Origin of the sequence: Amnimonas aquatica, assembly GCF_002943415.1 — a bacterium.
GTDB lineage: Bacteria > Pseudomonadota > Gammaproteobacteria > Pseudomonadales > Moraxellaceae > Perlucidibaca > Perlucidibaca aquatica_A.
The window spans coordinates 1-12,936 of record NZ_PTQZ01000020.1; the positions used below are offsets into that span (position 1 = coordinate 1).

Here is a 12,936-nt window from a genome sequence, read left to right on the forward strand (position 1 = left end):
ATTCGTTTCTGACCCAACGGGCTTGCTTGGAGCAGGCTTACGCCGCCCCTTGCTTGGTCTGCCAAGGCTAGAGGATCGTCAATGATCAGATGGCTGGAGGGTGTTTTTAAGCGGTTCGTGGCGTATTGGCGAGGCGACCTTAGGGTTGTACAGCACGCAGGAGACACGTTACCGGAGCATATCCAGCGTAGACATCTGATCCTCATGATCGATGCTGGTGAGCATTGGTCCGTCGGTTTTCAGTGTCCGTGCGGTTGCGGAGACATCATTGAATTACTCCTACTTCCTGCAGTGAGGCCACACTGGGCTCTTTCTGTAGACGGCCTTGGGCGTCCGACTCTATATCCATCTGTATGGCGAACCACTGGGTGCAGATCGCATTTCTGGTTGAGACAAGGTCGAACGGTTTGGGTCGGCCGGAAACCGCGAAGTCACTGAAGCTCAAATAGTGAGCAGAGCTCGCAATCAAAACTTCGTGAGCCAAGACACTAAGCGCATCAATTCTGACTTTATTTGAATTTGTCCGGCACACACCACACCCCTGACCCTGCCGTAGCGGCACAGACCTCCTGTGCCGCATGGTACGGATCGGGAGGTCGCCATGCAGGCGTCCGGTGTGCTGGTCGGTCAGGTGCTGCTGGTCCTCGGCATTGTGCTGCTGGGGACGTGGGGCGCGACACAGTATGTCGCCTCGGCACTGGCCTATCAGACACAGCTCGGCGCTCCGTGGTTTCTCCTCGCTGACCTTCCTGTTTTCTACCCTTGGCAGTTCCTGCACTGGTGGTACTTCTACGATGTCTACGCGCCGCATGTCTTCGCGACGGGCGGACTTATTGCCGCTGGTAGCAGCCTGGTCGCGGTGGCTGTGGCCATCGCCATGTCGGTGTGGAGCAGCCGGCAGTCCCAGTTGGTCACCACCTACGGCTCGGCACGCTGGGCAACTGATGAGGAAGTGGCTTCAGCAGGCCTCACGGATGCTGCCGGTGTGTTCCTGGGCCGCACATCCCTGAGCTACCTGCGGCACGAAGGGCCGGAGCATGTCATGGCCTTCGCGCCGACCCGCTCGGGCAAGGGCGTCGGTCTGGTGGTGCCCACGCTGCTGACCTGGCCGGGCTCGGCCGTCATCCACGACATCAAGGGCGAGAACTGGACTCTGACTGCCGGTTGGCGCTCGCGTTTCTCACATTGCGTGTTGTTCAACCCGACCGATGCCCGGTCTGCTGCCTACAACCCGCTGCTGGAGGTCCGTCGCGGCGCTCATGAGGTGCGCGACGTACAGAACATCGCCGACATCCTCGTGGACCCGGAAGGGGCGCTGGAGAAGCGCAATCACTGGGAGAAGACCAGCCATGCGTTACTGGTCGGCGCCATCCTGCATGTGCTCTATGCCGGTAGCGACAAGACGCTGCGCGGTGTCGCCAATTTCCTCTCTGACCCAGCGCGTACCTTCGAGAATGCGCTGCACCTGATGATGACCACCCGGCATCTGCCGGAGGGGCCGCATCCCGTGGTGGCGTCCGCCGCCCGTGAAGTGATGAACAAGAGCGAGAACGAGCGCTCCGGCGTGTTGTCCACGGCGATGAGCTTTTTGGGTCTGTATCGCGATCCGACCGTGGCCGAGGTCACCTCGCGCTGTGACTGGCGCATTGCCGACCTGATCAGCGCCGAGCATCCGGTGTCGCTATACCTGGTTGTGCCGCCGTCCGACATCAGCCGTACCAAGCCGCTGATCCGCCTGCTACTCAACCAGATTGGCCGTCGCCTCACCGAGTCGCTGGATGGCAGCGATGGTATCGCCCGCAAGCACAAGCTGCTGCTCATGCTGGACGAATTCCCGGCTCTGGGCCGGCTCGACTTCTTCGAGAGTGCTTTGGCCTTCATGGCTGGTTATGGCCTGCGTGCCTTCCTGATCGCGCAGTCGCTGAACCAGATCGACAAGGCCTACGGCCCCAACCACGCCATCCTCGACAACTGCCATGTCCGCATCGCTTTCGCCACCAACGACGAGCGCACTGCCAAGCGCATCTCCGATGCCTTGGGCACGGCCACCGAACTGAAGGCCCAGCGCAACTACGCCGGCCATCGCCTGGCCCCTTGGCTGGGGCATCTCATGGTCTCGCGGCAGGAAACGGCGCGGCCGCTGCTCACGCCCGGCGAAGTCATGCAGCTGCCGCCGAATGACGCCGTGGTGATGGTCTCCGGCCATCCGCCGATTCAGGCCAAGAAGATCCGCTACTACAGCGACCGCAATTTCACCGGTCGTGTGCTGCCGCCGCCGGTTCTGGCCGAGGGCAGCTACCGCGACGCCCCAGAGGCCCGGCCCAACGACTGGTCCGGTCAGCTGGCGCTGTTCCCGGACGCCGATGGTGCGCTGCTGGCCTCGGGTCTGCCCGGTGACAGCGACCTGCCGGCACTTGCCAGCAAGCCCGTCACCGACGTCGGTCTGCTTGATGACGACGAGGCGGTCGCCACCTCGCGACCCGCCCTCAAGGCCAATCGCGCCGCGCGCATGGCCGCTCTCGATCCCAACGATGGAATCTCGCTATGAGCCGTGTGCGCCTGAACATCTTCATTGAGCCTGACCATGCCCGCCGGCTCGACGAGCTGGCTGCCATGAAAGGCCTGTCCAAGTCCTCGATCATTGCCGCCGCCCTGGCATCCTTTCTGTCGCCGGATGCGGCGGATCGGCGCGATGCCGCCTTCGCCAAGCGGCTGGATCGCCTGTCCAACCAGTTCGACAAGCTGGAGCGTGATCAGACCATCCTCATCGAGACGCTAGCGCTCTACGTTCGCTACTTCCTGACGGTCTCGGCACCCGTGCCTGAAGCGCAGCAGGAGGCGGCGAGGGCGCAGGGCCGGCTGCGCTTCCAGCAGTTCATCGAGCAGCTGGGCCGTAACCTGATGCGTGGCCGCAGTTTGGTGAAGGAGGTCCATGAGGAGGTCTTCCCGGATGCCGGGCAGTTCTTCGCGATGGACGATCCGGCCGCACCGGGGAGCGGTGTGCCGGACGAGGAGCGGCTGGCATGAACAGCGCCATCAGCGGGCTCCAGGAGAGCAGCGAATCGCAGTCGCTGAGCCGGCGTATCCGCATGCTGCGCACGGCCATGGGGCCGGTCATCGCGCAGGCACTGGAAGACCCGGACGTGGTCGAGGTAATGCTCAACCCGGACGGCTCGCTCTGGCTGGACAAGCTGGGATCGGGGCGGGCACCGGTTGGGCTGTCACTGTCGCCAGCAGATGCCGAGCGCATCATCCGGCTGGTCGCGGCTCATGTCCGCACTGAGGTCCATGCCGGTGCGCCGATCCTGTCGGCCGAGCTGCCGGAGACCGGTGAGCGCTTCGAGGGCGTGCTGCCGCCCGTGGTGAAAGCGCCGGCATTCGCGATTCGCAAACGCGCGGTGGGCGTGATCGGGCTGGATCACTATGTCGCTGACAGCATTCTCACCGCGCATCAGGCGGAATTCCTCAGAAAGGCTGTGCGTGGCTGTCTCAACATCCTGATTGCCGGCGGTACCAGCTCCGGCAAGACCACCATGGCCAATGCCTTGCTGGCCGAGATGGCGGCCACGGGCGACCGCGTGATCATCCTCGAAGACACCATGGAGCTGCAGTGCAGCACGCCGGATCACGTCTCGCTGCGCGCCAAGCCGGGCGTGGTCTCCATCAGCGATCTGGTGCGCTCGACGCTGCGCCTGCGGCCGGATCGGGTCGTGGTCGGCGAGGTTCGTGGTGCCGAGGCGCTGGACCTGCTCAAGGCCTGGGGCACGGGGCATCCCGGTGGCGTCGCCACCATCCACGCCGGCTCCGCCATGGGTGCGTTGACCCGTCTGGAACAACTCATTCTGGAGGTGGCGCTGACGCCACCCCGCGCGCTGATCGCCGAGGCGATCAACGTCATCGTCTTCATCGCCGGGCGTGGCCGCGAGCGCCGCGTGCAGGAGATCGCCTGCGTCACCGGCTTTGATGCTCACAGCTACTTGTTGACTGCTGTTTCCCTTGAACCCGGAGATCCGACATGACGCATTCACGCTTTTCAGTAAAACCGTTTTCACGCCTTTACCAGTCCGCTGGCTTGCTGGTGCTCAACCTGATGCTGGCTGCCAAGGCGCATGCCGCCGGCTCCAACATGCCGTGGGAGGGGCCGCTGCAGTCGGTGCTCGACTCCGTGCAGGGGCCGGTGGCGCGCATCATGGCGGTCATCGTCATCATCATCACCGGGCTGACGCTGGCCTTTGGCGACAGCAGCGGCGGTTTCCGCAAGCTGATCCAGATTGTCTTCGGCCTCTCCATTGCCTTCGCCGCTTCGTCGTTCTTCCTGGCCTTCTTCAGCTTCTCTGGCGGGGCGGTGGTGTCATGAGCCTGCCCAACGCCCAGGGCTTTGAAGTGCCCCTGCATCGCTCGCTGACTGAGCCCATCCTCATGGCCGGCGCGCCGCGCACCGTGGCCGTGGTCAACGGCACGTTGGCGGCGGCGGTCGGTCTCGGGCTGCAGATGTGGCTGCCGGGCCTGATCCTCTGGCTGACCGGCCACACGCTCGCGGTTTGGGGTGCCAAGCAGGATGTGCAGTTCATGGAGGTGTTCGCTCGACACCTCAAGCACAAGTCGCTGCTCGACGTGTGAGGTCGCCATGATCAATCTCGCCGAGTTCAGCAAGCGTCCCGCCCAACTGGCCGACTGGCTACCATGGGCGGGACTGGTGGCACCCGGTGTGGTGCTCAACAAGGATGGCTCCTTTCAGCGCACGGCGCGCTTTCGTGGCCCTGACCTCGACAGCGCGACCGAGAGCGAGTTGGTCGCCACCACGGCGCGTCTCAACAACGCGCTGCGGCGTCTGGGCTCAGGCTGGGCGCTGTTTGTCGATGCCGAGCGCCAGCCGGCGGCTGGCTATCCGGTCTCCGAGTTTCCCGAGGCGCTGTCCTGGCTGGTGGAGCAGGAGCGCAAGGCGGCATTTGAGGAGGCCGGCAGCCACTTCGAGAGCCGTTACCACCTGACCCTGCTGTATCTGCCGTCGGAGGAATCGCGCGCCAAGGCGGCCAAGCTGCTCTATGAGCATGGCCGACAGGATGGCGTCGACTGGCGCGAGCAGCTGGCCGGTTTCGCGGCCGAGGCCGAACGCTTCTACAACTTGCTCGATGGCGTCATGCCCGAACTGGCCTGGCTGAGCGATGCCGAGACGTTGACCTATCTGCACGCCACAGTCTCGCCCAAGCGCCACGCGGTCGCCGTTCCCGAGGTGCCGTTCTACCTCGATGCGCTGCTGGCCGATGTGCCGCTCAGCGGCGGGCTGGCCCCGAGATTGGGCGAGCAGCATCTGCGTGTGGTGTCGGTGCGTGGCTTTCCAACCTCGACCTGGCCAGGTCTGCTCGATGACCTCAACCGGCTGGGCTTCGCCTATCGCTGGAGCACGCGCTTCCTGTGTCTGGACAAGGCGCAGGCCGAGGGCGAACTGACCCGGTTGCGCCGGCAGTGGTTCGCCAAGCGTAAAGGCGTACTCACGCTTTTACGGGAAACCGTATTTCAGCAAGAAAGCCCACTGGTCGATTCCGACGCTGACAACAAGGCGGCGGATGCCGATGCCGCGCTGCAGGAACTGGGCAGCGATGCGGTGTCTTTCGGTTATGTCACGGCCACCGTCGTGGTCATGGATGCCGATGCCACGGCAGCTGACGAGAAGCTGCGCGCCATTGAGCGCGTCATCCAGGGCCGGGGCTTTGTCACCATCACGGAAAGCCTGAATGCCGTGGATGCGTGGTTGTCCTCGTTGCCGGGCCATGCCTACGCCAATGTCCGTCAGCCGCTGATCTCCACGCTCAACCTGGCTCATCTGCTGCCGATCTCAGCGGTCTGGGCCGGCCCCGAGCGCAATGACCATCTAGCTGCGTCGCCTCTGATCGTGACCCGTACCGAAGGCGCGACGCCGTTCCGGCTGGTCACGCATGTTGGCGATGTCGGCCACACCGTGGTGGTGGGGCCGACCGGCATGGGCAAATCGGTGCTGCTGGCCACGCTCATGCTGCAGTTCCGTCGCTATGCCGGCTCACGCTTGTTCGTTTTCGACAAGGGCGGTTCGGCCCGCGCCACCGTGCTGGGTCTGGGTGGCGATCACTACGACCTGGGGCAGGAAGGAGCGATTGCCTTCCAGCCGCTGGCGCGTATCGACGAGGAGGGCATGCGTGCCTGGGCTGCCGAGTGGCTGCACAGCTTGATGATGCATGAGGGTGTGCTCATCACGCCCGAGGTCAAGGATGCCGTGTGGTCGGCGTTGGGTAGTCTGGCCAGCGCGCCGGTCGAGCAGCGCACGCTGACCGGCCTGTGTGTGCTGCTGCAGTCCAATCCGCTGCGCATGGCCTTGCAGCCCTACACGCTGGGTGGCCCGTTCGGACGCCTGCTGGATGCCGAGGCCGACCGGCTGGCACTGTCGGACGTGCAGTGTTTCGAGATGGAGGAGTTGATGCACAGCCCGGCCGCCGTGCTGCCGGTGCTGAGTTATCTGTTCAAGCGTCTGGAGGAGCGTTTCGACGGCTCGCCGACGCTGCTCATTCTCGATGAGGCCTGGGTATTTCTCGATGATCCGGCCTTCGCCGGCCGCATCCGCGAGTGGCTGAAGACACTGCGCAAGCGCAACGTCTCGGTGATCTTCGCGACCCAGTCGCTGGCCGACATCCAGCGCTCCAGCATCGCCCCGGCCATCATCGAGAGCTGCCCGAGTCGCATCTTCCTGCCCAACCCGCAGGCGGTGGAGCCGCAGCTGCGCGAGGTCTACGAAGGCTTCGGCCTCAACGCCCGGCAGATTCAGCTGATCGCGCGGGCGACGCCCAAGCGTGAGTACTACTACCAGTCCCGGCTCGGCAACCGCGTCTTCGAGCTGGGCCTGGGGCCGGTCACGCTGGCCTTTGCCGGCGCCTCCTCCCCTGAGCATCAGAAAGCCATGGATGCCCTGCAGGGGCATATCCCGTCCACCGACTTCGCCTTGGCCTGGCTGCAACGCAGCGGGCTGACCTGGGCCGCAGACCTGCTGGCCCGCTATCCCCGCCACCCGGAGAAATCCTCATGAAGACTCGTCTCGCGTTGTCTCTCGCCATCGCTCTGGGCCTGTCCCAGCCAGCGGCGGCATTCACGGTCTTTGACCCCAGTAACTTCGCGCAGAACCTGCTGACCGCCATCCGCACGCTGGAGCAGATCAACAACCAGATACGGCAGCTGCAGAACGAGGCGCAGATGCTCAGCAACGACGCCAAGAACCTCAGTGGCCTCGACTACAACGCCAGCGCACAGCTGCGCAGCACGCTGGCTACCACGGCGCGGCTCATCCAGCAGGCGCAGGGCGTGGCCTACGAGGTCTCACAGGCCGACGCCACCTTCGCGCGCCTGTACCCGCAGGCCTACGCCGGTTCGGTCTCTGGCAACCAGATGGCCGTGGATGCCCGCGAGCGCTGGAACAACTCGCTACAGGCCTTGCGTACCACGCTGCAGATGCAGGCGCAGGCGGCGCAGAACTTCGCGGCTGACGAATCCATGCTGACCGAGCTGGTTGCGCAGAGTCAGGGCGCGGTCGGCCACCTGCAGGCCACGCAGGCGACCAACCAGCTGCTGGCCTTGCAGGCACGCCAGGCCATTCAGGCGCAGCAACTGCAGGTCACGCAGGGGCGCGCGGAAGCGGTGGAGCAGGCGCGCAATGTCGCCGCCGAGGAGCGGGCACGCGAGGTGCGCCGCCGTTTTGACAACGGCAGCACGCGCTACACGCCGCAATCCGTGAACTTCTATGGCCGCTGAGGAGATGACCATGAGCTTGATCCGTCATCTCACCGTGGTGCTGTTCCTGGGGGGGCTGGCCGGCTGCAGCCAGCCAGCACCTGAGGTCACGGTCGACTATCTGCTGGCGCACCCGGAGGAGCTGAAGGCCTTGCAGCAGAAATGCCGGCTGGCCCGTGACACGGTCAGCGCGCAGACCTGTGTGACTGTCAGCGAGGCACAGCATCGCCGCTTCTGGGGCAACGGCAAGACCCGCTACACGCCGGGTGGTGGAGTGAGCCATGAATGACATCGGGATCATCGACCGCTTTCTGGATGTCTTTTCGCGCTACATCGACTCCGGCTTCGGGTTGGTCGGCGGTGAGGTGGCCTGGCTGAGTGCCACCCTCATTGTCATCGACATGACGCTGGCCGGCCTGTTCTGGGCCATGGCCGGCGACGAGGTGCTGGGCAAGCTGATCAAGAAGATCCTCTACGTCGGTGCCTTCGCCTTCATCATCACCCACTTCAATCAGCTCGCCGGCATCATCTTCAACTCGTTTTCCGGGCTGGGCCTGATGGCTTCCGGCAGCACGATGACACCGGCTCAGCTGCTGCAGCCCGGCCGGCTGGCCGAGGTCGGCATCGACGCTGGCCGGCCGATCATGGAACACATCCGCACGCTGTCCGGTTTCCCGGATTTCTTCATGAACATCGACACCATCGCGGTGCTGTTCTTCGCGTGGGTCATCGTCATCATCAGTTTCTTCGTGCTTGCGGTGCAGCTCTTCGTCACGCTGATCGAGTTCAAGCTGACCACGCTGGCCGGCTTCGTGCTGGTGCCGTTCGCGCTCTGGAACAAGACCAGCTTCCTCGCCGAGCGAGTGCTCGGCAGCGTGATGATGTCCGGTGTGAAGGTGCTGGTGCTGGCCGTCATCGTTGGCATTGGCACCACCATCTTTGGTGAGTTCCAGGCCCCGGCCGGTGCCGAGCCATCCATTGATGAGGCGCTGGCGCTGATGCTGGCCTCGCTGTCGCTTTTCGCTTTGGGGGTCTTCGGCCCCGGCATCGCCAGCGGTCTGATCGCGGGCGCTCCCCAGTTGGGTGCTGGTGCGGCAGCTGGTGCCGCGCTCGGTGCATCCGCTGTCGCGGTCGGTGGTGCGGCAGCGGCCATGGGGGCCGGCAAGCTGGCCGGTGCCGCCGGCAGCTCGGCCGTGAAGTCGGCCAGCTCCATGGCCTCCGGTGCGCGCGAGGCCTATTCAGCGGGTCGCGCCACCACCGATGGCGGGCTGCGCGGCGCAGTAGCTGGCATGGCCAATGTCGCGCGCTCCGGCGCATCCGCTGTGAAAGACCACTTCAAGGGCGGCGATGCCTCGCCGGAGACCGGACAAGCCGGCCAGCAGCCGGCATGGGCGCAGCGCCTGCAGCGCAATCAGCGCATCTCACAAGGCGTCACCACCACCGCTCATGTCATGCGCTCCGCCGATCACGGCGGCAGCGGCGCCACCCCCAGTCTGCGTGATCAAGGAGAGTCATGATGCGATTCAGACGCGCGCAAGTGCGCTATGCGGAAACCCCGGTGCCGGCCACGCCGTATCAGGCGGCGCGTCAGGTCTGGGATGAGCGGCTCGGAGCAGCCCGTGTGCAGGCTCAGAACTGGCGGCTGATGGCCTTTGGCTGCCTGTCGCTGAGCTTGATCATGGCCGGTGCGCTGGCCTGGCGGGCCGGCCAGTCGCTGGTCACGCCCTATGTCGTCGAGGTCGACAAGACCGGGCAGGTGAGGGCAGTGGGCGAGGCGCTCACGCCCTATCAGCCGGCGGACGCACAAATCGCCTTCCATCTTGCGCATTTCATCAACAACGTGCGCTCGCTGGCCATCGATCCTGTGGTGGTGCGTCAGAACTGGCTGCAGGCCTATGACTACACCACCGACAAGGGCGCGGCCACGCTCAACGAGTACGCGCGCGTGAACGACCCCTTCGCCAGTGTCGGTCGCAAGTCGGTGTCGGTCGAGGTCACCAGCGTCGTGCGCGCCAGTGACAGCTCGTTCCAGGTGCGCTGGATCGAGCGCCACTACGACAGTGGCACGCCCACCGGGCAGGAGCGTTGGACGGCGGTGCTGTCCACCGTTCAGCAGCCGCCGCGCGACGAAGCGCGCCTGCGCAAGAACCCCCTCGGCATCTACATCAACGGCCTGAGCTGGAGCCGCGAGCTGGGCTCGGCCGACACCATGCCTTCCCGTCAGGAGTGACACCATGAAGCGTTCCCCCGTGTTTGCTGTGCTCATGCTGGCTGGTTGCGCCAGTCAGCCGCCGGTCCCGCTGGATGCTGCCGTGAAGGCAGAACCGCTGCCGGAAATTCCCAAGCCGGTGCAGGTCATTGAGGTGCCCCGGCCGTTGCCGCTGCCCAACCAGCTCAAGCGGTTGCCGCCCGAAGGGCAGGAAGGCATCAAGGAGCCTCTGGATGCCAAGGCGCGGGTAGCCCGTGCCAATCAGGAGGCGCGTGTGGTGCCGTCTCGCGAGGGCTACATCAACGCGATCCAGGTCTGGCCCTACGCCGATGGTGCGCTCTATCAGCTCTACACCAGCCCCGGCCGCGTCACCGTGGTCGCCTTGCAGGAGGGCGAGGAGCTGGTGGCGTTCTCGGCCGGTGACACCGTGCGCTGGATCGTCGGGGATACCGTCAGCGGCAGTGGCGCCAGCCAGCGTGTGAACGTGCTGGTCAAACCCATCCGCAGCGGTCTGCGGACCAATCTGGTCATCACCACATCGCGGCGTACCTACCTGCTGGAGATGACCTCGACCGAGAAAGCCTGGATGGCTTCCGCGTCCTGGGAGTATCCGAAGGACCGGGCGCTGGCTCTGCAGCGTCAGTCAGCCATCGCTGATGCCAAGGCGCCGGTCGCCGAGGGTTTGAGTCTGGAGCAGCTGCGCTTTCGCTACGACATCAGTGGCGACAAGCCGGCCTGGCGGCCGGTGCGTGCCTTCGATGATGGCGAGCATGTCTACATCCAGTTCCCGGCCCGCATCGCCCAAGGCGAGCTGCCGCCGCTGTTCGTGGTCGGCCCCGAGGGTGATGGCCAGCTGGTGAACTACCGCTTCAAGGCACCGTACTACGTCGTAGATCGCCTGTTCGGCGCGGCCGAACTGCGCCTGGGTGGCAAGAAGGCCGAGGTGGTGCGTATCGCGCGCAATGACCTGAAGCAGGGAGGTCGCCATGACGACAGCGCCGACTGAGACGGGCAGCCTGCCGCCCAAGGTCGATCCCGACAGCCTGGCTTTGCGGGCGCAACCCAAGCCGGTGACACGACTCAATCGCAAGGTGCTGATCGCGGGTGCCGGCACGGTCTCGCTGGCGCTGCTGGGTATCACGGTCTGGTCGCTGCAGCCGGTGCAACGCAAGAGCGCCGAGCAGCAGCCTGAGCTGCACAACGTCGAGCGTGTCGCGCGTGCCGAGACCATTGATGCCTTGCCGCAGGAGTACAGCCAGCTGCCGATGTCGGACACGGGCCTGCCGCCCGGTGTGCCGGTGTTGGGTGATCCGCTGCCGGGGGATCTGGCCAAGCCCATGCTTGATGCCCAGCGGGCAGGGACCTATACACCGACCTATCACGGCGGTTCGCAGGCCATGGCCAGTGGCAACCTGGGCCAGAGCCGGGATGACATCGCCAAGTCGGCGTTGTTCTTCCGCAGCAGCCAGACGGGGCAGGGCAAGGGCGCGCCTGCCTCGGGTGCCATGCCCCAACCGGCGGATGCCTCTGCGCTGAATGCGCTGTCGGCCGCTGCCATGGGCGCGGGCGCAGCAGGTCAGCCGGTCGATCCCACGGTGTCGCAGAACCTGCAGGACCGCAAACAGGCTTTTATGGACAAAGCGGATTCCAGTGAAACCGGAAATCCGTCTTCACTGAAATTGCCGGCCTCGCCGTATCAGGTCATGACCGGCACCTTGATCCCGGCTGCCCTGATCACGGGCCTCAAGTCCGATCTGCCGGGGCAGGTCATCGCCTCGACTACCGAGCCGGTCTACGACACGGCCACGGGGCGGCATCTGCTCATCCCGCAGGGCTCGCGTCTGATTGGTCGCTATGACAGCCAGGTGGCCTTCGGCCAGCGTCGCGTGCTGCTGGTCTGGCAGCGCGTCATCCTGCCGGACACTTCGTCTATTGCGCTGGACCGTCTGCCCGGCGTGGATGCCGCTGGCTATGCCGGTCTGGAGGATGACGTGGATTGGCACTGGGATCGCATCATCGCTGGTGCCGCGCTGTCGACGCTGCTGGGTGTGGGTGCCGAGTTGGCCGCACCCACGAACAACGGCGCGGATGGTCGCGTGATCGTTGCCACGCGTGAGGGTCTGCAGCAATCCATCAACACGGTGGGGCAGGAGCTGACCCGTCGCAACCTGAGCATCCAGCCGACACTCACCATCCGGCCGGGATTCCCGGTGCGGGTGATGGTGAACAAGGATCTGGTGCTGAGACCGTATCAACCGCTGTTCTACGCAAGAGGGCTGCCACAATGACAACCCTGAGATTAGGGCCGTTGCCCAAGACGGAGGCGGTAAAGCTGACGATCATGCTGACCACAGAGCTGAAGCAGCAGCTCGACCGCTATGCCGAGCTGCACAGCCAGACCTGGGGCGATGCCGTCGATGCCACGGCACTGATCCCGCACATGCTGGAGGCGTTCATGGCGCGGGATCGGGGGTTCAAGAAAAGTGCGAGGGGAGGCCACGCAGCGTGATTTCTCTCTCCTCAAGTGAAAGCATTAGTAGCATGCAAGCTATTGCCTGGCATGGTGATTTCGCGAGATGATGTCGTATGTTGGCACTATCAATAAGTAGGCAGGCTGTCAAAATGGGCACCATGACCCTTGAGACCCGTTTGGAGAAGCGTATCGCCCGCAAGCGAGGCGATGTGTTCCTGCGCGCCGATTTTGAAGATCTGGGTGGATACGACCAGGTTGGACGTGGTCTACGCAAGCTGATTGAAAAGGGGCAGCTGATCAAGATCGGCTATGGCGTCTATGCGCGTGCGGTCAAAAGCCCGATCAGTGGCAGGCCGGTACCACCCAAAGGGCTGGCCACGTTGACTGAGGCAGTGGTTCGGCTGGGCTACAAAACCATGCCTACCCGACTGGAGCAGGACTACAGCGCTGGCAAAACGACTCAGGTTCCGACCGGACGTGTTGTGGCTGTTCAGGGGCGGTT

Annotated in this window: 15 protein-coding genes; all 15 read left to right on the forward strand. The window is 64.7% G+C overall.

The genetic code is table 11. From position 1 onward, the window contains the following. The first annotated feature begins 81 nt into the window (after window positions 1–81). The gene (locus tag C5O18_RS11105) at window positions 82–438 is read left to right on the forward strand and encodes a ubiquitination-like system serine protease family protein (protein WP_105191186.1); all 357 of its coding nucleotides are present in this window, start codon (window positions 82–84) and stop codon (window positions 436–438) included. 163 nt (window positions 439–601) lie between these two features. Continuing rightward, window positions 602–2,548, forward strand: a complete 1,947-nt coding sequence (locus C5O18_RS01925; RefSeq protein ID WP_105191187.1) for a conjugal transfer protein TraG — start codon at window positions 602–604, stop codon at window positions 2,546–2,548. Further along, complete coding sequence (locus tag C5O18_RS01930; RefSeq protein ID WP_105191188.1) at window positions 2,545–3,027, forward strand: ribbon-helix-helix domain-containing protein; 483 nt, start codon at window positions 2,545–2,547, stop codon at window positions 3,025–3,027. Before C5O18_RS01925 ends, C5O18_RS01930 begins: the two co-directional genes overlap by 4 nt. Beyond that, on the forward strand, window positions 3,024–4,019 hold the full coding sequence (gene trbB, locus C5O18_RS01935; RefSeq protein ID WP_105191189.1) for a P-type conjugative transfer ATPase TrbB: 996 nt from the start codon (window positions 3,024–3,026) through the stop codon (window positions 4,017–4,019). The genes C5O18_RS01930 and trbB overlap by 4 nt, the downstream gene beginning before the upstream one ends. Beyond that, entirely contained in the window at window positions 4,016–4,357 is a 342-nt protein-coding gene (locus C5O18_RS01940) for a TrbC/VirB2 family type IV secretion system protein (protein ID WP_105191190.1), read from the forward strand. Before trbB ends, C5O18_RS01940 begins: the two co-directional genes overlap by 4 nt. Further along, window positions 4,354–4,620, forward strand: coding sequence for a VirB3 family type IV secretion system protein (locus C5O18_RS01945; protein WP_105191191.1), 267 nt, complete (start codon window positions 4,354–4,356; stop codon window positions 4,618–4,620). Before C5O18_RS01940 ends, C5O18_RS01945 begins: the two co-directional genes overlap by 4 nt. Window positions 4,621–4,627: 7 nt before the next feature. Continuing rightward, entirely contained in the window at window positions 4,628–7,054 is a 2,427-nt protein-coding gene (gene trbE, locus C5O18_RS01950; RefSeq protein ID WP_105191192.1) for a conjugal transfer protein TrbE, read from the forward strand. Then, window positions 7,051–7,773: a P-type conjugative transfer protein TrbJ gene (gene trbJ / locus C5O18_RS01955; RefSeq protein WP_105191193.1), complete on the forward strand. Its 723-nt coding sequence runs from the start codon at window positions 7,051–7,053 to the stop codon at window positions 7,771–7,773. Before trbE ends, trbJ begins: the two co-directional genes overlap by 4 nt. A 10-nt stretch (window positions 7,774–7,783) precedes the next feature. Further along, complete coding sequence (locus C5O18_RS01960) at window positions 7,784–8,041, forward strand: EexN family lipoprotein (protein WP_158249237.1); 258 nt, start codon at window positions 7,784–7,786, stop codon at window positions 8,039–8,041. Then, window positions 8,034–9,269 (forward strand): P-type conjugative transfer protein TrbL, encoded by a 1,236-nt coding sequence (gene trbL / locus C5O18_RS01965; protein ID WP_105191194.1) that lies wholly within the window; start codon window positions 8,034–8,036, stop codon window positions 9,267–9,269. Before C5O18_RS01960 ends, trbL begins: the two co-directional genes overlap by 8 nt. Continuing rightward, window positions 9,266–9,982, forward strand: coding sequence for a conjugal transfer protein TrbF (gene trbF / locus C5O18_RS01970; RefSeq protein ID WP_478209670.1), 717 nt, complete (start codon window positions 9,266–9,268; stop codon window positions 9,980–9,982). Before trbL ends, trbF begins: the two co-directional genes overlap by 4 nt. Window positions 9,983–9,986: 4 nt before the next feature. After that, the gene (gene trbG, locus C5O18_RS01975; protein ID WP_105191196.1) at window positions 9,987–10,967 is read left to right on the forward strand and encodes a P-type conjugative transfer protein TrbG; all 981 of its coding nucleotides are present in this window, start codon (window positions 9,987–9,989) and stop codon (window positions 10,965–10,967) included. After that, the gene (locus C5O18_RS01980; RefSeq protein ID WP_105191197.1) at window positions 10,948–12,249 is read left to right on the forward strand and encodes a TraB/TrbI/VirB10 family type IV secretion system protein; all 1,302 of its coding nucleotides are present in this window, start codon (window positions 10,948–10,950) and stop codon (window positions 12,247–12,249) included. The genes trbG and C5O18_RS01980 overlap by 20 nt, the downstream gene beginning before the upstream one ends. A 53-nt stretch (window positions 12,250–12,302) precedes the next feature. After that, window positions 12,303–12,470, forward strand: coding sequence for a DUF2274 domain-containing protein (locus C5O18_RS01985; RefSeq protein WP_478209671.1), 168 nt, complete (start codon window positions 12,303–12,305; stop codon window positions 12,468–12,470). Between the two features lie 113 nt (window positions 12,471–12,583). Then, window positions 12,584–12,936, forward strand: a 353-nt coding sequence (locus C5O18_RS01990) for a DUF6088 family protein (RefSeq protein ID WP_105191200.1), incomplete at its 3' end; no start/stop codon positions are given.